This window comes from Thalassolituus sp. UBA675, from assembly GCF_002297765.1.
In the GTDB taxonomy this organism is placed as follows: Bacteria; Pseudomonadota; Gammaproteobacteria; order Pseudomonadales; family Oceanobacteraceae; genus Thalassolituus.
In genome coordinates, this window is record NZ_DBNJ01000004.1 from 92,344 (window position 1) to 116,016 (window position 23,673).

Sequence of the window (23,673 nt, forward strand, 5' to 3'; positions counted from 1 at the left end):
GGCGCTCTCGATTGAAGTACTTTGCTTTATTCACAGCGTTCCTGCTTGCTGCTCCCTGTGCAGTTGCGGTTGCTTCAAAGGAGCAACCTTCCAGTACCCAACCAGCTCCGCAAAGCGCCGATCAGGAAAGAACGGACCTCGAAACAACAGACACGGAAAAAACAGCGTCGCCTGCTCCTCAAGTGACAGGGTCTGTATCGACTGAACGTGATACGAAAGAGCCTGAAACCACCGAAGCCAAGCCGCCAGTAAGCCAACAAGACGTCGAAATAGCCCCGGTCGTCGAGAACCTGAGCCTTCTCAACGCCAGCATTCCCCCCGGACAGTTTCAGACACTGTACTGGAGCCCCGGACAGTCGTTTGCCAGTATCGACACCCCGGTGCCGGTGCTGGTTGCACACGGTAAAAATCCTGGGCCCAGGGTATGCCTGACCGCCGCGATACATGGCGATGAACTGAATGGCATCGAAATGGTGCGGCGTCTGATGTACCAGCTCGAACCGGTAAAAATGAACGGCACTGTCATTGGCGTTCCGATTGTTAATCTCGATGGTTTCCGACGCGCCAGCCGCTACCTGTCTGACCGTCGCGACCTGAACCGTTACTTTCCGGGCAGCGAAAGCGGTAGCGCAGCCTCGCGTATTGCCTATTCATTCTTCAATAAGATCATCCGCGGTAATTGCGACTTTCTCGTCGATCTTCATACAGGCTCTCTGAAGCGCACCAACCTTCCGCAGATCCGTGCCGACCTCAGCAATGAAACCGTCTTCGAATTCAGCCGCCATCTGGGCGGCATTACTGTGCTGCATGGTCGTGGCAGTGAAGGGACTCTGCGACGTGCCGCGACCGATCTCGGCATTCCTGCGATCACGCTGGAATCCGGTGGGCCAAACAGTCTGGATGAAAGCTCTGTCGACGGCGGTGTCAAAGCGCTTGAAACATTACTGCAGAATCTCGACATCCAGCCTACGATGCGCTTCTGGGGAACGCCTCAGCCCGTGTTCTATCACTCTGAGTGGGTAAGATCCGATCAGGGCGGGATACTCATGTCTGATGTTGAACTGGGTGACACGGTTCGCAAGGGCGATGTGCTGGGTCGTGTTGTTGATCCGGTATCCAATACAGGCAGCGATATCGTTTCTCCTCTGTCCGGAAAAATTATCGGCATGGCCTTCAATCAGGTCGTACAGACGGGTTTTGCTGCCTATCACATCGGCGAAGCCAAGACCCCGGAAGAGGCTAAAGAAGAAGCGCAGGAAGAACTGAAAGAAGAAAGTCAGAAATCAGGTTCGGTTCAGTCGTACCCCGACGACCCGGAAACAGCGCCCGCCCCGGAAGACACCGAAGCAAGCATGAAAAAAATCAGCGACTCTGAGGGCGGCTCTGAGAACGCTGAGTAATCAGTAATGTCGGAAATGAGGTGTCCAGCTGAGTATTTCATGCTGGTATGACGAGACTGTCATAAAGCGTCCTGCAATAGCTGTTACTATACCTGCATTGCAGATCTGGTACGCACAGCATGAATACTAAATATCTGGGCTGCGGCATTCTGACTTTACTAGTTGTATCCGCTTCGGCCTGTACCCCAGTACGCTTTAACGAGCGAGAGCGCCTGTCTCAGCCGGATATGGCGTTCGACAGCACGCCCCTGAAGAGCGAAATCGAAGCCGATGTATACAGTGCCCGCGAAGGCGCATCCGGTGTATTTACCGGCGGTGGTGGTGGAGGTTGCGGGTGTTACTGACACGTCTGATCACAGCAGTTCGCCCTGCTTATCTCCTGCGAATACTGACTATCGCTTGTGCCATTGCTGTAACGACAGCTGTTCAGGCGGCTGCCCCTACGACAGATGAACTCGACAGCATCTTTGCCGCCCGGGGGATTGTTTACCAGCAGGAAGATGATGGTGGTTCAGGGGGTAACCCAACCATCGAAGAAGATGCGACCATCTACGAAGGTATTCTCCTGTTTCAGCAACGACTGAATGAAAATAACGCCGCCAGCTTTAAAGCCGTGGGCGATCTGGTCACCGCAGCCTCTTACGATGACGCCCGCGATAAAGCAGAAACCGTCTCTGGCGCGACCGGTTATAACCCCGGACGCTTCAATCTCGAAGGGCGTTGGAAGTATCGCAGTGACAGCCGCACGGGGGTCACTCTGCATACCAGTTACGGTCAGGAATACGCTTACCGCAGCACCGGTTATGGATTTGGTATTTCTCAATCATTAAACGAAGAGTCGACCCAGCTGAGTGCAGACTTTCAGTTTTATGATGATACGGTGCGCATGATCCGCTACGACGGCAGCAAAGAAACCGACGAACCGCGCGATACTGCCACCGGGGCCTTCAGCCTGACTCAGACGCTATCACCGGTATCGCTGATGAACCTGTCCTGGGTCTACAGCCGCCAGCGCGGCATGTTAGCCACCTCATTTAATTCAGTACTCTTCGATAACGGTGAGCGTGGCTTTGAAGTCCTTCCTGATGAACGCGTCCGCAATACAGTCTCCGTTCGTTATAAACACGCCATCGGTGAAGACTCCGTACAGCTGGGCCTCAGTCATTATCAGGACAGCTGGGAGCTGGATGGTCAGGCATTCGAAGCTCGCTATTTCTATCGATTGAATGACGGGCAACTGACACTGGAACCTAGCTATCGGTTTTACACACAAACGGCCACAGAATATTTTTCAGAACAATTCAGTGCACCGCAGACTTACCAGACCAGTGACTCTGACCTCGGACATTTTGATGGCCACAGCGCGGGACTGGTTCTGTCCTACCGGAAAGCAGGCTGGTTCACCAAAGCACCATCAGATTACGATATCGGCTTTAATATGTATCGTCGTTCAGATGACCTGAATTTTTACTGGCTGACACTAGGTTGGTACACCGCATTATGAAATTAATTTCTGTTTTTCTATCCGCTTTTTCAGCGCTATTATTTTCAATCGCATCGCTCGCAGGAAATTACTCAACGCTGAATAACGACACCTACTCCATAGATTTTAATCAGCCCGAAAAACCGGTTGTATTAATTGTCTGGGCATCCTGGTGCGGCTACTGCATGGAAGAAATTCCACACTTAAAGAAGGAATTAAAAGACCACCCGGAATTTACCTGGCTTGGTCTTAATGTGAATAAAAATCCAGAAGATGGTCGCCAGGTAGAAGTAGAGCGCGCACTCCCTTGGCCATCCCTGAGTGACCCGGATCTGATCATCGGAGATCAGTTCGAAGTGCGGGGCACGCCGACTCTGATTGTGCTCAACAGCAAAGGAGATGCGGTGTATCGCGGTCGACGCACTGACGACGACTTTAAAGCCGCTCTCGATACTCTGTCGGCAGAGCAATAATTCCGTGGTCTTTCCGCTCAGACAACTGCGTGCCCGGTGTATTTTTCTGGTTAGCCTGAGCCTCTTTGTTAACCCGTTACATGCCGCTGAACGCATCAGCGGCACTTCAGAAAATCAGGCAACGCCTGCGGTCAACAGGTCCACCAGCCTGATGACCACCACGGTCGATTTTCAGATTCTTCTTACCAGCGATAGCCACTCCGCGAAGGCAGCCAATACGGCAATAGACAGCGCCATCGATGAAATCAAACGCGTCACGCAGGTATTCTCTGAATGGGAACCCAACAGCGAAATCAGTTCGGTAAATCAGGCAGCGGGCGAGAAAGCCGTTCCGGTGTCACCTGAAGTATTTCGTTTAATCAGCGAAGCTCTGCGCATATCAGAGCTTAGTAGCGGAAAGTTTGATATCACCTTTAAAAGCGCGGGCAAGCTCTGGGACTTTCGAAAAAAAACGATCCCTGAAGCGGCCGAATTAAAGCGCGCGGCCGCTTCCATTAATTATCAACACGTCGCCTTAGATGAAGAAAAACAGACTGTTTTTCTGACGAAGGCAGGAACCCAGATTGGCCTCGGAGGCATTGCTAAAGGCTATGCGATTGATCGCGCGGTGCAGGTTATCCGTAACGCCGGTTTCGAGGTGTTCTATATCAATGCGGGCGGTGATCTGTACGCCAGCTCGGGAGCCTCTATTAAAGACAATGCCAAGAACAGTGCCAAGCGCTGGAAAGTCGGCATACAACATCCAGACAACCCAGAAAGTCTGATCGCCGTGCTGCCGGTCGCCAACGGTGCCGTCGCAACCTCCGGGGACTACGAGCGCTACTTTGAGAAAAACGGCACTCGCTACCATCACATTATCGACCCGGATACTGGCTATCCTGCCAATCTGAGTCGTAGCGTCACCGTGCTGACCTCGCGAGCCTACCTCGCTGATGCATTGGCGACTGCCGTGTTTGTACTGGGCCCAGAAAAGGGCGTTACGCTGATAGAGAATATGCCTGAGGCTGAGGTGCTGATCATCGACAAACACGGAGAGGTCGTCAGTACCCTGCCGCATATCTCTATGTAAAGTGTGACGTCTCCTGCCATTTGCCCAGACCCCACCCATCTATTACTATTCGCGCAGATATCACCCATAAGGCTGATTTTATGAATACAGTTGTATACCCGGGCACCTTTGACCCTATCACCAACGGCCACACCGATCTGATTGAACGTGCAGCGCGCATGTTTGATCACATTATCGTCGCCGTTGCAGCAAGCCCAAAGAAGCGCCCGCTGCTGGATCTCGAGACACGCGTAGACCTGGCTCAGAGCGTACTGGGCCACCTGCATAACGTTGAAGTTGTCGGGTTCAGCAACCTGCTTGCAGACTTCGTCAAAGAAAAGCGCGGCAACATCATTCTGCGCGGCTTGCGTGCAGTTTCTGACTTCGAATACGAATTCCAGCTCGCCAACATGAATCGCGTACTGGCACCGAACGTCGAAAGCTTGTTTCTGACACCTGCAGAGCAATATTCCTATGTGTCGTCGACGATCGTGCGCGAGGTGTCAGCTCTGGGAGGTGATATCAGTACGCTGGTTCATCCAACCGTCGCTAACACTCTGAAAAAATACCAGACTGAGGCATAATACGCCTCAGCAACCGTATTCCCTGAGCCGTATTCCCTGATGGAGGTTAGTCATGGCCTTGATAATTACTGATGAGTGCATCAACTGTGATGTGTGTGAGCCAGAGTGTCCGAATGAAGCGATCACTCCGGGAGAAGAAATTTACGAAATCGATCCGGCAAAATGCACCGAGTGTGTAGGTCACTACGATGAGCCTCAGTGCCAGCTTGTATGCCCGGTCGACTGCATCCCACAGGATGACGACAACATGGAAACTCAGGAAGAGCTCGAAGCTAAGTACGAGCGCCTGACGGGCAAGAAAATCGCCTGATTCCACCCACGCCGGTTGCGCCCGGCGCTTGCGAGTAAGACACTAGAGCCTCCTGTCACCGGAGGCTTTTTTATGCGCCGCACCTGGCTTGCTGGAGTTTTCGCCACCAGCGCTCTCATTTTCACTGTTACTACTGCTGTCACTGGCTGTGCTCAGAAAGATACTCAACCTGAATCATTCTCAGGCACAGTGGCCGTAGCAAGTGCTCATCCTTTGGCTACAGAGGCCGGCCTTGAGGTTCTGGCTGAAGGAGGCAATGCCTTTGATGCTGCCATCGCCGTTGCGGCCAGTCTGGGCGTTGTCGAACCCTATAGCGCAGGTATAGGCGGTGGGGGCTTCTGGCTGCTGTACGATGCAGATCAGAAGCAATATCGCTTTATCGATGCACGCGAGACAGCACCACAGTCTTTTCACCGGGATTACTACCTGGATGAAAACGGAGACGTCGACAGAGACAAGGCCGTAAATGGCGCGACCGCGGGCGGTATCCCCGGGCAGCCAGCAGCATTCGCTTATATCGCCGAGCACTACGGTAAGTTACCACTCACACGCTCTCTCGCCGACGCCATCACTCAGGCAAGCGAAGGTTTTCCTGTCGATCCGCATTATCAGAAGTTGATGAGCTACCGACTCGACGCGGTTCAACGCTACCCATCTAGTGCCTCCGTTTTCCTGGATGACGGCCGTATTCCAGAGGTCGGTTTCACACTGAAGCAGCCTGACCTTGCTAACACCCTCACCAGCATCGCCAACCTGGGTTTTGATGGCTTCTATCGCGGCCCACTGGCAGTGACCATGGTCGACGAGGTCAACAAGGCGGGCGGCGACTGGACTCTGAACGACCTCGCTGCTTACGAGGTGAAAGAACGAGAGCCAGTCAAAGTGACACTAGGCGGCACTCAGTTAATCAGTGCGCCACCGCCCTCTTCTGGCGGTATCGCGATTGCCCAGATGCTGAAAATGCTTGAGCCCTTTGACTGGCAAAGCATGAATGAAGCCGATCAGATACACCTGCTCACCGAAGTCATGCGCCGTGCATATCGCGATCGTGCTGAATTTCTCGGAGACCCGGATTTTGTTGATGTCCCAATGAAAAAACTCATCAGTGATGAGCGTAATAAAGAATGGACAGCCGGCATCGATATGAATCAGGCGACGCCGAGCACCGAATTAAATGGCCCTAAAAATATTCAGGAAGGTTTCCACACAACGCATTTATCTGTCGTTGATTCAGAAGGAAACCGTGTATCAGCCACCCTAAGTATTAACCTGCCGTTTGGTTCTGCCTACACGATTCCGGGTACCGGCGTACTACTTAATAACGAGATGGATGATTTTTCTGCCAAGCCGGGTGAGCCAAACGCCTATGGTCTGGTTGGCAATGAAGCCAATGCGATTGCTCCGGGTAAGCGCCCACTGTCATCCATGTCGCCTTCGATGCTGGAATCTGAAAACAGCATTGCCGTATTGGGAACACCGGGTGGTAGCCGTATTATCAGTATGGTCTTCCTCGGTGCGCTGGAATATCTGCAAGGAAAACCCGTCGAAGACTGGGTCGCACGTCCGCGCATTCATCACCAGTACCTGCCCGATGTCATTCAGCACGAACCGGGCGTGATCTCTGAAGAAGCCATGACCGAGTTGCAGAAGCGCGGTCATTCTTTCCGCGATGTCGGCCGTGAATACGGCAATATGCAGGCCATCCTGATCGATAAGAAAAGCGGCGAAGTCACCGCCGCTTCAGACCCGCGCGGCATTGGCAGCGCGAGAGTCATCACTCAGTAAGTTGCTATGCTGTCAGGCTGATAGTCAGGCTGGTTGATAAACACGTTTCAACCGGCCCTGACCGTCTTCACAGGCATAACTGATACCGCATTCAACGACCTTGCTGCGTTCAGTCACTGTGGGCACGTAATACCAGTCTGACTGAACTTTAGTGCGATCCACAGTTAGCAGAATAAAACCGTGGGTCTGCACTTCCGCGTATTTAATATGCGGGCTACCGGCCATGATGGTGTTCTCTGCGCTGTTGGCAATCACCTTCGGAAACCCCGGAGAGGTCACCGAGGGCGTGACAAATTCGACGGCCAGAGATCCCTCTCCGGTATAGCGGTTATAGTTGCTCCAGCTGTAGGGGTCATCAGAAATGTCTGCCGCAAAGGAGGCATGCAGGTCGCCTGTCAGCACCACCATATTTTTTACATTCTGGCTGCGCACAACCTCAAGCAGGCGGTTTCGCGTTGCTGCGTAGCCGTCCCAGCTATCAAGCCAGAATGACGCCGCCGCACCGCTACCAAGAAGATTTTCCAGATTCAGATAATATCGTTGAGCCATCATGACCTGCTGCCCGAGTATCTTCCATTGTGCTGAACTGCTGACCAGTTGATCGTGCAGCCAGGCTTCCTGCTCAAAGCCGAGCAGCGAGCGATTTTCATCCATTGCCACCTGCTGCTTACCTGAACCAGAAGGCTGCTCATCACGCCCTTCGACGCGGGTATCCAGCATCAACAGATCAAGCAGGTCACCGTACTGAATCCGACGATAAATACTGCCCGAGCGATTTTCTCTGACCGGCATCCATTCAAAATACGCCTGTTTTGCGGCCGCTTTACGAGCAGACCAATCGCCCTCTGTGTCATCGTGATTGGAAGCGCCATCACGCCAGGCGTTATCGGTAAACTCGTGATCATCCCAGACGCAGATAAAGGGGTGTTGCTGGTGAACTGCAGCAAGATCCGGGTCCAGTTTATAGAGCGCATGGCGACGACGATAATCAGACAATGAAACGGTCTCGTGAGCAGGCGCCAGTGCACGCTCACTCCGCAGACTGTCTTCGCCGTATTCGTCCTGACCATACTCGTAGATATAGTCTCCAAGGTGAATGACTGCATTCAGATCGCTGCGCTCAGCCAACACCCGATAGACATTAAAATAGCCATGTGGATAACTGGAGCAGGATACCACCGCAAAGCGCGCAGCGTCCGGGCTCCCGGCATCAGCAGTACGTGTACGACCAACCGGAGATGTCTCCCCCATGGCCAGAAAGCGGTAAAAATAAGAGGTACCTGAACTTAACCCGGTCACGTCCACTTTCACGGTATAGTCACGATATGCCCCTGTGCGCTCCACACCACTGGCAATAATGTCAGAAAAGCCATCATCGGTGGCCAACTGCCAGATCACATCAACATCCATCGGGCTGACAGGAGAAAAGTGAGACCAGAGCAGTACAGAGTCAGTCGTAGGGTCACCACTGGCAACACCGTAGTTAAAGAACCCCGCAGCCGGTAGCTCCGGCTCCGCAGGAATCTGGCTCATTGCCAGCGCCCCCGGTGCCACACTGACTCCAGCAAGACTCGCGGTACCTGTACGCAGAAATGAACGACGCGTGACGGACATAATGACTACTCCTCGAGAATCAGCCCGGTATACTGAAGTGCGAAGATGTCAGTAACATTAAGCCCAATAGCCAGCCACGATAAGAGCCGTCAATGGAATCTCAGAGCATTACTTTTATTCTCAAAAAACTGGTCGGTATGACACTGATGCCAGTGCCGCTATGTCTGCTGCTTATTTTACTGGGGCTATGGTGGTTTTCGCGTGCACCGGTTAAATCCCGGCTGGCATTTTTCAGCGTATTTCTACTACTCGCAGTCAGTGCATTTAATCCGGTGGCTGACCGGTTAATTGCACCCCATGAAAGTTATTATCCGGTGTTTGATATCGAGCAGCCTGTTGATGCTGTGGTGATTCTCGGGAGTGCCAGTCAGAGTGCCCCTCCGGACAGCCCGGCTTTTATGAGTCTCGGCAGCTCAGCCATGTACCGCTTATCGGAAGGCTTACGGATTCTGCGCGCTAACCCTGACGCAATTCTTATCGTTACCGGCTACGCCGGCTTCAGCGCAGCCCAGCCTCATGCAGAAATTCTGCAACAGGCTGCCATTGATCGCGGGGTAGACCCGTTACGTATTTTTGCTTTCCCGACCGCACGTGACACTGAAAATGAAGCTTCGCTGACCGAGCCATTATTGAGAGATAAGCGCTTCGCTCTAGTGACCGAAGCAGCACACCTTAAACGTGCAACCGTATTTTTTGAGCGGGAAGGCCTGAACCCATTGCCGGCACCCGCCATGTTCGTCGGCGCCCACCACAGCGACTGGAGACTGGACTCATCAGGCCTCTATAAGACCGAGCGGGCTTTTTACGAAACGATGGGCAGGGCATGGCAGTGGTTAAAGTCTTTTCTTTAATGTCCATGCAATAAGGTGTTTGGCCTCACCAGAAAAAAGCAGGAACTTTAACACCCGCCCCCTCTCCCAATATGTGTCACTATTTATTGGGAGTCAGTATGAGCATCATCAAAAAAGGTTCAGCGATTTATCATTCACTCGGTAAAAAAGCGAAAGCCAGCGTGTCGACCGAGTCCGGTGCACTGAAAGACCAGCCTTACGGTTTTAATACCCGGTTCGAAGATGAGCACGGCACCAACCCTGAAGAATTAATCGCCGCGGCTCACGCCAGTTGCTTCACAATGGCGCTGTCGTTTGCTCTCGAGGGTGAAGGTTATTCCAGTGGTCAGCTGAAAACCGAAGCCCATGTTTCACTCGATAAAGACGGCGACGGTTTCACCGTGACGAAGTCCGCCCTGGGTCTGGCAGCACAGGTGGATGACATTGACGGTGACGAGTTCGAGCGTATCGCCCAGACAGCGAAAGCGAACTGTCCGATTTCTAAATTACTGGATACCGAAATCACGCTCGAATACACCCTGAATCAATAATTCAGGTGTCAGTGAGATAGCGGCAGGCTTTCTTAGCCTGCCGCTTCTGCCGTCAGCTCTGCCAGGGTGTGGCGGTAAGTCTCCTGAACCAACCAGGCGTCGTTACTGGCACGGTGGCGTGGAATGTTAGCTTCCCGCGTTAATCTGGCCTTGGTCTCATCCCACAACAGAATTTGAGGTTCGGTCATAATGACTTCGATCGGACTGAGCTGAAACTGCAGATCAATACCGGCGGCTTCAAACAAGCGGATCAACCAGGGCTTATCAACCACCCAGCCATCGCTGTACACCGTCTTCCCGCTCAACATCGCATTAAGCTCAGTCGCAACCTGATGAGCATGGCTGCCATGGCGCGCCAGCATCTCACGGGAGATATTGTGAACCCTCTGAGCCGACGCATCCCAGTGCGTCCAGTATTCAGCCGGAACGATCAGGGAGCAGAAGCGGGAGCCATCCCCCAGCGCCAGGCCAACTTCAATGGGGTAACTGTCCGGGCCAAAGCCAGACGCTTCAATATCCATGATGAATGGGGTCGAGATCCTTGGCATTCGTTGCCTCCCGCAGCATGCTTGTTGTTTTTGTAATGGCGATGTCGCCTGTTATCTGCACTGACTCAAAACGTAGCTTAGTAACTAGCACAGTAGAAACCAGTACAGTAAGAAAATAGTACAAGCAGATACGTATCTGCGCGCTTTTTTGGATTAACGCTGACATTTTGGGCAGTAGACGGTTGCCCGTTGCCCCTGGCGGATCTCTTTCAGTGTAGTGGCGCAGTTTTTACACTCTTCTCCACCTCGCCCGTAAACATAGAGCTGCTGGGCGAAGTAGCCGGGCTTGCCATCCCCGCCAACGAAGTCCCGAAGTGTCGTCCCACCTTGCTCAATTGCAGCCCCCAACACCTGACGTATTGTCTGCGTCAGCCTCTGGTAACGGGCCTTACTGATCTTTCCTGCCGGAGTCTGCGGGCGAATACCTGCCAGAAACAAGCTCTCGTTCGCGTAAATATTGCCAACACCGACGACAACGCGCCCACCCATAATGAACGTTTTTACAGCCTGCGACTTACCACGGCTCTTCTGAAACAGGTAAGAATCATCAAAGTCATCTGACAGAGGCTCAGGACCGAGATGACTCAGATGCTCGGAGGTTTCTCCCGGCGCAACCCAGAGCAGCGCGCCGAAGCGCCTCGGGTCGTGATAGCGCAGTACCCGGCCATTGCTCAGATGCCAGTCGATGTGATCGTGCTTCATAGCCGGCGCCGAAGGATCAACTAAACGCAGAGAGCCGGACATGCCAAGATGCCAGATAGCCGTGCCCACGGCAGTTTTCACCAGAATATACTTCGACCGACGGGTCAGGCTGTCCACCGTCTGTCCGACCAGCTGCTGTACCTCATCCTCAACGGGCCAACGCAACCTGGGCTGGCGCACATCAATGCGGGTAATGGTCTGTCCCTTCAGGTACGGGCTGATGCCGCGCAGGGTAGTTTCAACTTCCGGTAGTTCTGGCATACAACAACAATGACATGAGTGGATTACTTAGATGAATGCCTAGTTTACCGCATACCTGCGGGTAAATAGCAGGCATAAAAAAACCCGGCCGGAGCCGGGTTCTTTCAGAAGTCAGATCAATTACTTGATCTTAGCTTCTTTGTACGCAACGTGCTTACGAACTACAGGATCAAATTTCTTGATCTCGAATTTCTCAGGCATGGTGCGCTTGTTTTTGTCAGTAGTATAGAAGTGACCGGTACCGGCACTTGATACAAGACGGATCTTATCGCGTGGCATAACAGGTCTCCTTAGACTTTTTCGCCGCGTGCACGCAGCTCTGCCAGTACTACATCGATACCTTTCTTATCGATGATACGCATACCCTTAGTAGAGATACGCAGACGTACGAAACGGTTTTCGCTTTCAACCCAGAAGCGGTGGCTCTGCAGGTTCGGCAGAAAACGACGCTTGGTTTTGATCTGTGAGTGGGAAACGTTGTTCCCGGAAACAGGACCTTTTCCTGTAACTTGGCAAACCTTAGACATGGTTCCTCGCCCCGATTTTGTGTGTATCGAACAATTTGAATTCGTTACCAACCGTGGGCGTTAGCTCATCACTTTATGATGACCGTAGACGGCCCTGGCTGAAAAGAGTTGCGCTTTATACCAAAACGCAGACACCCCCGCAAGCAAAAGTGTATTTTTTACACAACAGGTTAAGATACATAATCCAGCCTCACCCCCCGCTAGAGCCAGCCGCGCTGGGCGAAAGAGACCGTATGACCATCACCAACCACCAGATGATCCAGAACCCGGATATCCATCAGGCCCAGAGCTTGCTGAAGTCGCTCTGTGATTGACCGGTCCGCCCCACTCGGCTCAGCCACGCCGGATGGATGGTTGTGCGCCAGTATCACCGCCGCCGCACCTTCTGCCAGTGCCTGCTTCACAACTTCTCTTGGATAGACTGCTGCCGCATCAATCGTTCCGCGGAATAACTCACGGTAGCGAATGACGCGGTTCTGATTATCCAGAAAGAGACAGGCGAAGACTTCGTAGTCACGATCCCTGAGCTGCGCCTGCAGATAACGTTCGGTGTCCTGAGGGCTGCTCAGCGCGTCACCCCGTTGCATTCCCTGCGCCAGATGCCGCCGCGCCATTTCCAGCACCGCCTGCAACTGGGCAAACTTCGCCGCCCCCAGCCCCAACGGCTGACAGAAGTCTGTCTGACTGGCCGTTAGTAAGGGTCGCAGACCACCAAAGTCGCTCAACAGGTCGCGCGCAAGATCCACCGCACTCTTTCCCTTTACGCCCGTACGCAGGAAGATCGCCAGCAGCTCGGCATCTGACAATGCAGCAGGGCCGCACTCAAGTAATTTTTCGCGTGGACGCTCGCTCGCCGGCCAGTCCGTAATCGCCATCCCTACCTCCTTGTAGGTGTGATTGGAGTAAGGCTGTACGATATACTGAATTTTTTCTCAGGTCAGGCTGTTTCTACCATGCAAATGCAACAACTCTGCAATCGTCGAATCCTGCTGGGTATCAGTGGTGGCATCGCCGCCTACAAAAGTGCAGAACTGGTAAGGGAACTGAAAAAAGCCGGAGCCGATGTCCGGGTCATCATGACCGACGGCGCGCGCGAATTTATCACGCCGCTCACCATGCAGGCGTTGTCAGGTAATCCGGTTCATTATGCTCTGCTGGACCCTGAAGCAGAGGCCGGCATGGGTCACATCGAACTGGCCAAGTGGGCTGACCTGCTGTTGATCGCTCCGGCCAGTGCCAACCTGATTGCGCGGCTGGCACAAGGTATGGGCAATGATCTTCTGACGACCGTGTGCCTTGCGACAGACGCACCGCTCTGCATTGCTCCGGCGATGAACCAGGCGATGTGGCGCGACCCGGTGACTCAAGCCAATATGAAGCGCCTGCAGGATGCCCACAAAGATAACCTGACCGTGATCGGCCCCGATGCGGGCGAACAGGCCTGTGGCGACGTCGGCCCCGGCCGCATGATGGAACCGGCGCTGATCGCAGAAGCTGTTGCCAATAAATTCGAATCGGGTGCGCTGGCCGGTGTCAGCGTGGTAATCACCGCCGGTCCGACCCGGGAAGCGATCGACCCCGTCCGCTACATCACGAATCACAGCTCAGGCAAAATGGGGTATGCCCTCGCAGAAGCCGCGCGTGATGCCGGTGCCCGGGTCACTCTGATCAGTGGACCTGTGACATTGGATGCGCCTGACAGAATCAAGGTCGTGCGGGTAAACAGCGCTATGGATATGCTACAGGCTGCAGAGTCTGAACTTGAGCACTGCGAGATTTTCATCGCTTCTGCGGCCGTGGCAGATTACCGCCCCGCCGAGGTTGCCGACCAGAAAGTCAAAAAGTCCGCTGACGAAATGTCGATTCAGCTGGTTAAGAATCCGGATATCGTCGCTACGGTTGCAGCGCATACGCCACACCCTTTCACCGTGGGTTTTGCTGCTGAAACGCAGGACGTCGAACACTACGCACGGGGTAAGCTGGCACGCAAGAACCTCGATATGATTGTTGCCAATGATGTGTCACGAAGCGACATTGGTTTTAATAGCGATAACAATGCGGTAAACGTCTATTGGCCGGAGGGGCAATGCCAGTTCGATGTCATGAACAAACAGATCCTCGCCCGCGAATTGATAGGACTCGTCGCCGATCACTTCCGACCGGATTCATCGCAATAACGAATGTAAAAACTGACTGCTGAACAAATAACTGCCGAAGGAAACATAATGCAAAAGCTGCAGGTAAAAATTCTCGACCCACGAATTGGTAACGATATTCCACTGCCAGAGTACGCCACCGGTGGCTCTGCTGGTCTCGACCTGCGCGCCTGCATGGACGAAGCGATCACCCTCAACCCGGGTGATACCGTTCTGATTAAAACCGGACTGTCGGTCTACATCGAAGACCCCGCACTGGCGGGCATCATTCTGCCGCGCTCGGGGCTCGGACATAAACACGGCATTGTTCTGGGCAACCTCGTTGGTCTGATTGACTCTGACTACCAGGGTGAGCTGATGGTCAGTTGCTGGAACCGCGGTAAAGAGCCCTTCACTGTCGAAGTCGGGGAGCGCATTGCCCAGTTCGTTCTCGTTCCTGTGGTACAGGCGGCCTTCGAAGTCGTGGAAGAGTTTCAGGAAACAGAGCGCGGCAGCGGCGGCTTCGGACACTCCGGACGCGGTTAAACCTGCTATAAGCAGGGGGAAGAATAATAAATTACCACGCAGCCTGAGTGGCTCAGGGAGAGCAATATGCCAGCGCCTCGCAAGAAGGCTCTTACCATCGTGACGTACAGCCGGATTGCAATCTGGCTGGCACTGCTGTTTATCGCCAGCGGCTATGCGTTGCAAAGCGTACAGATAAACCTGCTGACACAGTCCGATGTCGACTCCGCTTTTTCTGAGGCCGTCGCCTCTCAGGCAGCACTTGCGTTGAAAACACGCCTGACAGACACCAAGCGACTGCAACTCGCGGCGAGCAGCCACGAAGCCACTCTCGATTCATTGCAGACCGGTAACCGCACCTGGCTGAGCGACCTGAAAAGCTTGCTGCCCGGTACTGAAGACATCCGTCTGCTGACACCTTCCCAGTCGCAGAACCTGCAGACCGAGTTCAGCTTCGCCGTACAGGATCTGGTCAATCGCACGCTGCGTGGCGACGATATGAAGCTGGAAGCGGTTAACATCAATGGGGAGCAAAGCTTTTTCTGGGCCAGCCCGGTACCCGCTACCGGTACACCGCAGGGTGTTCTGCTTGTACGTTACGGACGCGACTGGCTGAACGCATTCCGCTCGTCTGTCTCTGGCGACCTTGGCCAGATTCAGGTAATGCAGAAACTGACCCCACAAGAAAGTTCGGGGATCGAAGTGTTCAGCGCCGGGGCCACGCCCGTCAAAAGTGCGAGGCCGGTCACCCGCCCGATCAATGACTACTGGTTTCTGACTTATACACCTTCTGATCACCGCCCGGTCGTGTCACTCCTTGATTTATCCTTCCCGTGGATTCTTTCACTGGTGGCGACATTGAGCGCGTTATTTATTTTACTGTTTATCCAGAAACGTATTCTGCAGAAAAACCATCGACATTTTCAGCAGTTCCTTGAGCGTTTTTTCAAAGAAGAAATTCGGGAAAACCCGGGTTTCAGTTTGAAGCTGTTCAACGATCTTGCCGACGATGTCCGCCTTGCCAGTGAACAGGTATTTGATCGTCTTAGCAGTGCTGAAACCAGCCTGAAAACCGCCAGCGTTAAAGCCACACCGAAAGCCCGTACCCGTGACGATCTGCCCGAAATTGATGAAGAGCCGGAGCGCCCTGAAGTTCGCGAACCATCCGCGACCTATGACGGTAAACCCCTTGATTTTCCGTCGCAGGAAACCAGCTTCCCCGATCATATTTTCCGCGCATACGATATTCGCGGCATTGTCGAAAAAGAGCTCGATGACGACATCGTGCGCAATATTGGTAAAGCACTCGGTAGTGAAGTCCGCCAGCGAGGTTTCGAACGTATTAACCTTGCCTGGGATGGTCGCCTCTCCAGCGAACACTTGGCTAAAGTCCTTCAGGACGGCCTGTTAAGTGCCGGTTGCAGCGTAAACCGCCTCGGCATGTTGCCTACCGGTGCGCTCTATTTCGCATGTTTTGAATCTGACACACCTTGCGGCGTAATGGTCACCGGCAGCCATAATCCAGCCGAGTACAACGGCTTTAAGGCGGTGATTGATCAACAACCTCTGTCCGAGCAGGAAATACAGAAACTGGCCCAGAGGATTCGCGACGAAGACTACAGTCAGGGCTACGCCGGTGCTCGGGAAGACGCAATAAAAGATAAGTATATTGAACGCATTACCGATGACGTTCAGGTCGCTCGCGAAATGAAGATTGTTATTGATGCTGGTAACGGTGTCAGCGGCCCACTGGCGGCCGAACTCTTCCGTGAGCTGGGCGCGGACGTCACCGAGCTTTACTGTGACGTTGATGGGCATTTCCCGAACCATCATCCTGATCCGGGCGAGCCAGAAAATCTCGAAGATCTAAAAAAAGCGGTGCTGATACATGGCGCCGACCTTGGCTTTGCCTTCGATGGCGACGGTGACCGGGTCCTGATGATTGATAACGAAGGCAATATCATCTGGCCAGATCGCATGATGATGTTACTACTCGAAGATATTCTGCCTCGTCGCCCGGGTGCGGATGTTCTCTTTGATGTGAAATCTTCCCGCCACCTCGCGCCATTAATTAATCGCCTCGGTGGCCGCCCGACCATGTGGAAAACCGGCCACTCCTTGATGAAGCGCAAACTCAAAGAAGTGAATGCGGTCATCGGTGGTGAATTCAGCGGCCACTTTTATATCGCCGAGCGCTGGTACGGATTCGATGACGGGCTCTACACCGGCGCCCGTATGCTGGAAATTCTGTCCACACGCAATGACTCTGTCGCCAATGTCTGCAAGGCGCTGCCAGAAGATGTCAGCACTCCAGAACTGACCATTACGACGACAGAAGCGGAGAAGTTCTCTCTCATCGAAGCGCTGAGCTCCGATGCCGAACTGACTGCCGAAGGGCGGGTCTTTACAGTGGACGGCTTACGTATCGAATTCAGTGACGGCTGGGGGCTGGTGCGTGCGTCGAATACAACACCACGACTGACACTCCGTTTTGCCGGCGAGTCTGAAGAAACCGTGGCTCGTATTCAGGCACTTCTGAAGCAGGCACTTACCCGTCACGCCCCGGGAATACAGACCCCGTTCTGAACAATCATAGCAACCGGGAAGTGAATAGAGGTATAATCGCGCCTCGAAAATAACCCGGTTTGCCGATTAACAGGAGCCAGCCAATGCCTCTGACGCGAGACAGCGCCATGAATACCGCCAACGTTCTGAGCGAAGCTCTGCCGTATCTGCAGCGCTTTGTTGGCAAAACTATTGTCGTTAAATACGGCGGTAACGCCATGATCGACGAAGAGCTGAAGAACAGCTTTGCCCGCGACATGGTGATGCTGAAGCTGGTCGGTATTAACCCGATTGTTGTGCACGGTGGCGGCCCTCAGATTGGCGACCTGCTCGAAAAGCTCAACATTGAAAGCCGCTTCGTTAATGGCATGCGTGTGACCACCAGCGAAACCATGGACGTGGTAGAGATGGTTCTTGGCGGCCTGGTTAATAAAGATATTGTTAACCTGATTAACCAGAACGGCGGTAATGCCATCGGCCTGACCGGTAAAGACGGTCAGTTGCTGCACGCACGTAAGCTGCACGTTACGCACAAATCGCCAGAGCTGGAGAAGCCAGAAATTATCGACATCGGTCATGTTGGTGAGGTTTCGCACATCAATACCTCGCTGCTGAATATGCTGACCAACAGTGATTTTATTCCTGTGATCGCGCCTATCGGTGTTGATGAAGAAGGTCACTCATACAACATCAATGCCGACCTGGTGGCTGGCAAAGTGGCAGAGGTACTGCAGGCCGAAAAACTGATCCTGCTGACCAATATCGCCGGTCTGATGGATAAAGAAGGTAAGATCCTGACGGGTCTGACCACGCAGCAGGTCGACTCTCTGATTGAAGATGGCACGATTTACGGTGGCATGCTGCCGAAGATTCAGTGTGCACTGGATGCCGTACATGGCGGCGTGAACAGCGCTCACATCATCGACGGTCGTGTTGCTCACTCGACGCTGCTTGAGCTCTTCACCGATGAAGGTGTAGGTACTCTGATCACCAACCGACGCCGCTAAGGAATACGGATGACAGACGCAACGGAAAAGATGTCTCGCCGCGACCAGATTCTTCAGGCTCTGGCGCACATGCTGGAGTCCAATCCTGGCGGGCGGATCACAACCGCAAGCCTTGCGAAAGAAGTTGGCGTCTCGGAAGCGGCGCTCTATCGCCACTTTCCGTCGAAGGCGAAAATGTTTGAAGGCCTGATCACCTTCATCGAGGATACGCTGTTTTCGCGCATCAATATGATCCTCAAGGACATCGATGGTGCACAACAACGTTGTGAAAAAACATTAGGCCTGCTGCTGACATTCGCCGAAAAGAATCCTGGCATGTGCCGTCTACTCTCAGGGGATGCGCTTGCGGGTGAAACTGAACGTCTGCGTCAGCGGATTGATCAGGTCTTTGACCGCTTCGAACTTCAGTTCAAGCAGATCCTGCGGGAAGCAGAAGTGAGGGAAGGTCTGGTACCGCAGCAGTCGCCGACAGCATTGGCGAATCTTCTGACGGCTGTAATTGAAGGCCGTATACGTCAGTATGTGCGTACAGAGTTCTCGGTTCGTCCAACAGAGCACTGGCCTGCTCAATGGGCCTCTCTGAGCCAGATACTGTTGCAGGAAAAAGACCTGCAGATGCCTTAAATCAGTAAGGCACTAACTGGCTCTCACGGATTGAGAGCCGGTAAGCGACTGTTGTCGACGTCTTCAGGTAACGTACCCTCAGGGTATACAGACAACACTCTTAACCGCTGACGAATCACTCCATAATCGTGGTTCAGCGTTTCTAATTTTTCTTCCAGCTCCCGAATGGCAACCTCAGCTCCCTGAATGGCGCTTTGATAGTGGCGAATCTCGTCCACCAGCGACTCAGGCACCGCAGCTCCCCGTCGTTCTGTATTCGCAGCAGCCTGCTGCGCCTGTTCCAACTTCTCGGTAAGGTCGGTGATGCGGCGGGCCTGCAGGTCTTTTTGAGTAATGACTTCGTCCGACTTTCTCTGCAATGCCCGGTCAACATCGGCAACCGTCGAGTAGATACGCATCAGGTCTTTATCTTTTTGCTTACGCTGCTCGATACGGACATTCCGGGCTTCCTGCTCGGCTTTCAGGCGATCCCGTTCAGCAATCTCTTCTGGTGTAAGCTCACGCGGCACGCGCTTGACCAGCATCCCTCGGGAGTTCAGAACATCGTAGCCCAGAGGTGCCAGATCTGCCGGCACCGAGTCTTTAATCACGACCTGCCCATCAACATTGAACCGATAAACATTGCCTGCTGCCAGGGATGCGCATGCTAATGCGCTTAACGTAGCACCAACCAACAGCCGCCTGAACATAGATCTCCCGGATTACTTAACGCCGTATTGATCCCGATATGCAGCAATCGCATCTGCGTATTGCGCCAGCTCAGGATTTCCAGAGACATAATCTAGCACCTGATTCAGGCCTACGATACTGGCAACAGTGATACCGAAGTCACGTTCTACCTCTTGAATGGCAGATAATTCGCCCTGACCGCGCTCCTGACGGTCAAGAGCAATCAACGCCGCGGCTGGCGTCGCACCGTCAGCTGCGTTGATCATTGTCATCACTTCACGGATCGCCGTGCCAGCGGTGATAACGTCGTCTACAATCAGAACACGGCCTTCAAGCGGAGCACCCACCAGATTTCCACCCTCACCATGCGTCTTAGCCTCTTTGCGGTTAAAGACGTACGGAAGGTCTTTCTGGTATTGATCTGCAAGCGCGATGGATAAAGCAGCAGACAAAGGGATACCCTTGTATGCAGGGCCAAAGACAACGTCGTACTCAATACCGGAGTCTTCTAACGCTGCCGCATAAAAACGACCCAGGCGAGCAAGAGCAGAACCCGTGTTAAACAAACCGGCATTAAAGAAGTAAGGACTGATGCGTCCGGATTTAAGAGTGAACTCACCAAAACGTAGTACACCCTGCTGGATAGCAAATTCGATAAACTCTTTCTGATAGGTTTGCATAAGGAATCCTGAATTGTCGTCGTGGGCCAGCAATGAAAATTAAGAAGAACAGGCGATCCAACCGGGTTATCTCCTGTTTTCGCAAGACCCGTAGCCATATTGGTGCCACAGAAGAGTGCAGCGGCCTAATTGGATGCGGTATGATACACCCATCGATAACCGGGAACCATGTATGAGGATAATCACACTACACGTTGACGGGCTGGAACAGGCAGTAAAAAACGGTCTGTATCAGTGGCTGAGCAGTGCCGATGTTGACGTCGTTGCCATACAGAACCTCAAGGCAAAAGAATATCAGCTGTCTGATGACGTGCTCTACCCGGAAGGATTCAACGCGTACTTTTTCGATGCTGCTGAAGACCACTACAGTGGTGTCGCAATTCTTACCCGCGATGTTCCTAAGGCCATTATGACAGGGTTATCCCACGCCAAGTGGGATATGCAGGGCCGTTTTATCCAGGCTGACTTCGACCACGTCAGCGTGGCCTCGGTTCTGTTCCCAACAATTGATGAGCACAACTCGCTCGAAGACAAGCTGGAGTTCCAGCAGGTATTTCTTGAACACCTGCAGAAGACCCGACGCAAACGCCGCGAGTTTATTTTCTGTGGCAATTTCGAAGCGGCTCATAAAACCGTCGACATTCAGGACTGGAAAAACGCTCAGGATACCCCGGGATTTATGCCCGAAGAGCGTGCGTGGTTTGATCAGGTATTCGGGCCGGTCGAGTTCACGGATGCTTTCCGCGAAGCGAACTTTGGTGAAAACCAGTTTACCTGGTGGCCAGATGAAGAAAGTCAGCGGCGCGATCAGAGTGGCTGGCGTATCGACTATCAGATCTGCACGCCCGGAGTGCGCCAGTATGTCGTTGAAGCCCGCGTCGAGAAAGCACCTCAGTTTGGTAAACATGCTGCTGTGATGATCGAATACGAGTTTGACGAAGAAATATGAGCGCTCTGATTCTCAGGCGCAGAGTGATCGTTTGAGCTATAGTGAAAAGGCCAGCGGATCTGCTGGCCTTTTTCATATCAGGATGACAGAGCCGCCTTCTGTAGCTCGGACAATTCACCGATAGCCTTCTGAGCATGTGCCAGCATGGCATTCAGCTCTTCCGCAGAGAAAGCTTCCCCTTCCGCAGTGCCCTGAATCTCTACGTAACCGCCTTTCTCGGTCATGACGACGTTCAGGTCCGTTTCAGCCGTTGAGTCTTCGGCGTAATCCAGATCTAACACGGCCTCACCGTTATAGATACCAACCGATACGGCAGCGATCATCTGCTTCAGCGGCTCACCTTTTACCTTGCCGTTTTCTTTCAGCCAGTTAATGGCATCGGCAAGAGCAACACAGGCGCCCGTGATCGATGCAGTGCGGGTACCGCCATCCGCCTGAATCACATCACAGTCGATAGTGATGGTATTTTCACCCAGAGCTTCAAGGTCGACTGCTGCGCGCAGGCTACGGCCAATCAGGCGGGAAATCTCAACAGTACGCCCCTGCTGCTTACCTTTGGCGGCTTCACGGATCATGCGCGAACCGGTAGAGCGTGGCAGCATACCGTATTCAGCGGTGACCCAACCCTGGCCCTGACCACGCAGGAAAGGTGGTACTTTGGTTTCCGCACTGGCAGTACAGATGACTTTGGTGTCGCCAAACTCCACCAGCACGGAGCCCTCGGCATGCTTAGTGTAGTTCCGGGTGATGCGTACTTCTCTTAACTGATCCAGTGCGCGGCCGCTTGGTCTCATAGTTTGTCCTCTGTATTTATAGCTTGTGTATCTGTGGCTTCTGTCACAGCGCGCAGTATACAGAGAATCCATTCAGTTATTCAGTGTTGTGAAATTGAAAAAACGTTTTTCCTACAGAGCCAGCTGACTACAAAACACACCTTAAACATCCGCATGGAGTAACAATAGGTTTTATTTTGTTTCGCTATGTATTTATGTTTCCAAATGTAACTGTAATTAGTGCAATGAATTCAGCAACTACTAATAAATCTCTCAATTTTTAAATAACAATCTCTCACCTTCGATAACACAAACAAACATATCGCCATAGTTCGCAACGATATATTCCACTCAGGACACCTCCTTCAGCAGGAGTGTTACAAACAACGTGAAACGTCGACATCGCCATATCTGAGTTTTCTATGCCATCGACAGCACGCAACTTATGAACAATTTGAGTTCTGACTATGGATATACAAAAAACAGCACTTATTTGCGCCATCACTCTGATGCCCTCAATGGCAATAGCGGATGACCACGAACATGAATGGCCAGAGAGCTACACCAGCCTGGGCCTCGAGTACAACTACACCCTCATCGCTGAGGGTCGTACTGAGGATACCGACGATAACATCACGGATTTCCACGGCTACGGAATCAACCTCGCACACCAGTACAACTCTCTACTGAGCCTGTATGCCCAGGCAGCTATGGCAGAGAGCGAAACCACCGAATCAGATGCTGACATTGATGTGGAATCTTACTCCGTCGGCCTCAGGGTTCACCCGACTGCGTTTCATTATGGTGATTGGCGGGCATTCGCTGGCGGCGGCTATAAATACAGTAATTACGACATCGCATCGAATACCTTAATTGGCAGCAACGAAGTCAGCGAAAACGCCCTCTTCGCTGAAGCTGGCTTGCAGAAACTGATATTCGATCAACGCTTTATTGCTGAAGCAGGCATACGTGCGATTGGTGAACTTCAGGATACTTATCTCGATTTCCAACCGTTTCTGGGTGTATCGGTCCTTTTCGGTCGCAGCTACCCCAAATCAATAGAGCCTGTGGTTCTCGATAGTGACAACGATGGCGTCGTTGACGGTGACGATCAATGCCCGAATACGCCAGCAGGTGCCGTCGTTGACGCGACCGGATGTGAAGAAAAAGACTCTGATATGGATGGCGTCCTCGACAAAGATGATGCCTGCCCAGATACACCGCAAGGAGCAAAAGTAGACGCTCAGGGCTGCGCAGAGAAACTGACTGTAGAAGTGCGGGAAAATCTTTATATCGCCTTCCCGAGCAATAGCTCTGCCGTGCCACAGGAATCCGTCAAAGAACTTGAGAATATTGCTCGCTTGATGAAGGAATACCCTTCAACAGAACTCCAGGTGTTCGGCCATACGGACAGCCGCGGTTCAGCAAGCTACAACATGCAACTTTCGGATGCCCGCGCCAGTGCTGTCGGAAAAGTACTGTCAGCGGAATACGACATCTCGTTAACCCGAATTAACTCTCAGGGTATGGGCGAAACTGCACCCGTCGCCACTAACGACACGCCCGAAGGGCGCGCTGAGAACCGCCGAGTGGAACTGGTTCTGCGCCAGCCTGAATAAAACCGGAGATA

Annotated in this window: 26 protein-coding genes; 17 read left to right on the plus strand and 9 right to left on the minus strand. The window is 53.0% G+C overall.

The window, feature by feature from the left end; genetic code table 11:
* Positions 1-11 precede the first annotated feature (11 nt).
* From B3007_RS02010 to ggt, 8 genes are all read left to right on the plus strand, one after another.
* Positions 12-1,400: a succinylglutamate desuccinylase/aspartoacylase family protein gene (locus B3007_RS02010; protein WP_301376678.1), complete on the plus strand. Its 1,389-nt coding sequence runs from the start codon at positions 12-14 to the stop codon at positions 1,398-1,400.
* Positions 1,401-1,519: 119 nt separating this feature from the next.
* On the plus strand, positions 1,520-1,744 hold the full coding sequence (locus B3007_RS02015; protein WP_068436954.1) for a DUF4266 domain-containing protein: 225 nt from the start codon (positions 1,520-1,522) through the stop codon (positions 1,742-1,744).
* On the plus strand, positions 1,735-2,904 hold the full coding sequence (locus B3007_RS02020; RefSeq protein WP_301376679.1) for a DUF3570 domain-containing protein: 1,170 nt from the start codon (positions 1,735-1,737) through the stop codon (positions 2,902-2,904). The genes B3007_RS02015 and B3007_RS02020 overlap by 10 nt, the downstream gene beginning before the upstream one ends.
* On the plus strand, positions 2,901-3,356 hold the full coding sequence (locus B3007_RS02025) for a TlpA family protein disulfide reductase (protein ID WP_301376680.1): 456 nt from the start codon (positions 2,901-2,903) through the stop codon (positions 3,354-3,356). Before B3007_RS02020 ends, B3007_RS02025 begins: the two co-directional genes overlap by 4 nt.
* A 4-nt stretch (positions 3,357-3,360) precedes the next feature.
* Complete coding sequence (locus tag B3007_RS02030) at positions 3,361-4,425, plus strand: FAD:protein FMN transferase (protein WP_301376681.1); 1,065 nt, start codon at positions 3,361-3,363, stop codon at positions 4,423-4,425.
* Between the two features lie 80 nt (positions 4,426-4,505).
* Positions 4,506-4,988 (plus strand): pantetheine-phosphate adenylyltransferase, encoded by a 483-nt coding sequence (coaD, locus tag B3007_RS02035; protein WP_068436960.1) that lies wholly within the window; start codon positions 4,506-4,508, stop codon positions 4,986-4,988.
* Positions 4,989-5,040: 52 nt separating this feature from the next.
* Positions 5,041-5,298, plus strand: coding sequence for a YfhL family 4Fe-4S dicluster ferredoxin (locus B3007_RS02040; protein ID WP_068435219.1), 258 nt, complete (start codon positions 5,041-5,043; stop codon positions 5,296-5,298).
* A gap of 72 nt (positions 5,299-5,370) precedes the next feature.
* A complete protein-coding gene (ggt, locus tag B3007_RS02045; protein ID WP_301376682.1) occupies positions 5,371-7,083 on the plus strand; it encodes a gamma-glutamyltransferase in 1,713 nt (570 codons plus the stop codon).
* 24 nt (positions 7,084-7,107) lie between these two features.
* Here the strand turns inward: ggt and B3007_RS02050 are convergent, their stop codons facing one another.
* A complete protein-coding gene (locus tag B3007_RS02050; RefSeq protein WP_068439722.1) occupies positions 7,108-8,697 on the minus strand; it encodes an alkaline phosphatase D family protein in 1,590 nt (529 codons plus the stop codon).
* Between the two features lie 92 nt (positions 8,698-8,789).
* On the opposite strand from B3007_RS02050, the gene B3007_RS02055 reads away from it, so the two are divergent.
* Positions 8,790-9,548 (plus strand): ElyC/SanA/YdcF family protein, encoded by a 759-nt coding sequence (locus tag B3007_RS02055; protein ID WP_301376683.1) that lies wholly within the window; start codon positions 8,790-8,792, stop codon positions 9,546-9,548.
* A gap of 98 nt (positions 9,549-9,646) precedes the next feature.
* Positions 9,647-10,078 carry an OsmC family protein gene (locus tag B3007_RS02060; protein ID WP_068439753.1) on the plus strand — a complete coding sequence of 144 codons (432 nt, stop codon included), beginning with the start codon at positions 9,647-9,649 and terminating at the stop codon, positions 10,076-10,078.
* Between the two features lie 32 nt (positions 10,079-10,110).
* Here B3007_RS02060 and B3007_RS02065 read toward each other — a convergent pair whose 3' ends face one another.
* The 5 genes from B3007_RS02065 to radC form a co-directional block, all read right to left on the minus strand.
* Positions 10,111-10,626 (minus strand): hypothetical protein, encoded by a 516-nt coding sequence (locus tag B3007_RS02065; RefSeq protein WP_068439724.1) that lies wholly within the window; start codon positions 10,624-10,626, stop codon positions 10,111-10,113.
* Positions 10,627-10,779: 153 nt separating this feature from the next.
* Positions 10,780-11,589 (minus strand): bifunctional DNA-formamidopyrimidine glycosylase/DNA-(apurinic or apyrimidinic site) lyase, encoded by an 810-nt coding sequence (gene mutM / locus B3007_RS02070; protein ID WP_068439726.1) that lies wholly within the window; start codon positions 11,587-11,589, stop codon positions 10,780-10,782.
* Positions 11,590-11,709: 120 nt separating this feature from the next.
* Complete coding sequence (gene rpmG, locus B3007_RS02075; RefSeq protein WP_068438531.1) at positions 11,710-11,868, minus strand: 50S ribosomal protein L33; 159 nt, start codon at positions 11,866-11,868, stop codon at positions 11,710-11,712.
* Between the two features lie 11 nt (positions 11,869-11,879).
* Positions 11,880-12,116 carry a 50S ribosomal protein L28 gene (gene rpmB / locus B3007_RS02080; RefSeq protein ID WP_068438718.1) on the minus strand — a complete coding sequence of 79 codons (237 nt, stop codon included), beginning with the start codon at positions 12,114-12,116 and terminating at the stop codon, positions 11,880-11,882.
* A 200-nt stretch (positions 12,117-12,316) separates the two neighbouring features.
* Positions 12,317-12,991 (minus strand): RadC family protein, encoded by a 675-nt coding sequence (radC, locus tag B3007_RS02085; RefSeq protein ID WP_068439728.1) that lies wholly within the window; start codon positions 12,989-12,991, stop codon positions 12,317-12,319.
* Between the two features lie 84 nt (positions 12,992-13,075).
* On the opposite strand from radC, the gene coaBC reads away from it, so the two are divergent.
* The 5 genes from coaBC (at position 13,076) to slmA (ending at position 18,972) form a co-directional block, all read left to right on the plus strand.
* Entirely contained in the window at positions 13,076-14,293 is a 1,218-nt protein-coding gene (coaBC, locus tag B3007_RS02090; RefSeq protein ID WP_068439755.1) for a bifunctional phosphopantothenoylcysteine decarboxylase/phosphopantothenate--cysteine ligase CoaBC, read from the plus strand.
* A 48-nt stretch (positions 14,294-14,341) separates the two neighbouring features.
* Positions 14,342-14,797 (plus strand): dUTP diphosphatase, encoded by a 456-nt coding sequence (gene dut, locus B3007_RS02095; RefSeq protein WP_348655057.1) that lies wholly within the window; start codon positions 14,342-14,344, stop codon positions 14,795-14,797.
* Positions 14,798-14,863: 66 nt separating this feature from the next.
* Entirely contained in the window at positions 14,864-17,362 is a 2,499-nt protein-coding gene (locus B3007_RS02100) for a phosphomannomutase/phosphoglucomutase (protein ID WP_301376684.1), read from the plus strand.
* Between the two features lie 83 nt (positions 17,363-17,445).
* Positions 17,446-18,348 carry an acetylglutamate kinase gene (argB, locus tag B3007_RS02105; protein WP_068439733.1) on the plus strand — a complete coding sequence of 301 codons (903 nt, stop codon included), beginning with the start codon at positions 17,446-17,448 and terminating at the stop codon, positions 18,346-18,348.
* Between the two features lie 9 nt (positions 18,349-18,357).
* Positions 18,358-18,972, plus strand: coding sequence for a nucleoid occlusion factor SlmA (slmA, locus tag B3007_RS02110; RefSeq protein ID WP_068439735.1), 615 nt, complete (start codon positions 18,358-18,360; stop codon positions 18,970-18,972).
* A 23-nt stretch (positions 18,973-18,995) separates the two neighbouring features.
* Here slmA and B3007_RS02115 read toward each other — a convergent pair whose 3' ends face one another.
* Both B3007_RS02115 and pyrE read right to left on the minus strand, forming a co-directional pair.
* Positions 18,996-19,661 carry a hypothetical protein gene (locus B3007_RS02115; protein WP_068439736.1) on the minus strand — a complete coding sequence of 222 codons (666 nt, stop codon included), beginning with the start codon at positions 19,659-19,661 and terminating at the stop codon, positions 18,996-18,998.
* A gap of 12 nt (positions 19,662-19,673) precedes the next feature.
* Positions 19,674-20,321: an orotate phosphoribosyltransferase gene (gene pyrE, locus B3007_RS02120; protein ID WP_068439737.1), complete on the minus strand. Its 648-nt coding sequence runs from the start codon at positions 20,319-20,321 to the stop codon at positions 19,674-19,676.
* A 172-nt stretch (positions 20,322-20,493) separates the two neighbouring features.
* Here pyrE and B3007_RS02125 point away from each other — a divergent pair, with 172 nt between their 5' ends.
* Entirely contained in the window at positions 20,494-21,270 is a 777-nt protein-coding gene (locus tag B3007_RS02125; protein ID WP_068439739.1) for an exodeoxyribonuclease III, read from the plus strand.
* Between the two features lie 77 nt (positions 21,271-21,347).
* On the opposite strand, the gene rph is transcribed toward B3007_RS02125, so the two are convergent.
* Complete coding sequence (rph, locus tag B3007_RS02130) at positions 21,348-22,064, minus strand: ribonuclease PH (RefSeq protein ID WP_297531659.1); 717 nt, start codon at positions 22,062-22,064, stop codon at positions 21,348-21,350.
* Between the two features lie 446 nt (positions 22,065-22,510).
* Here rph and B3007_RS02135 point away from each other — a divergent pair, with 446 nt between their 5' ends.
* Positions 22,511-23,662 (plus strand): OmpA family protein, encoded by a 1,152-nt coding sequence (locus tag B3007_RS02135; protein ID WP_301376685.1) that lies wholly within the window; start codon positions 22,511-22,513, stop codon positions 23,660-23,662.
* Positions 23,663-23,673 lie beyond the last annotated feature (11 nt).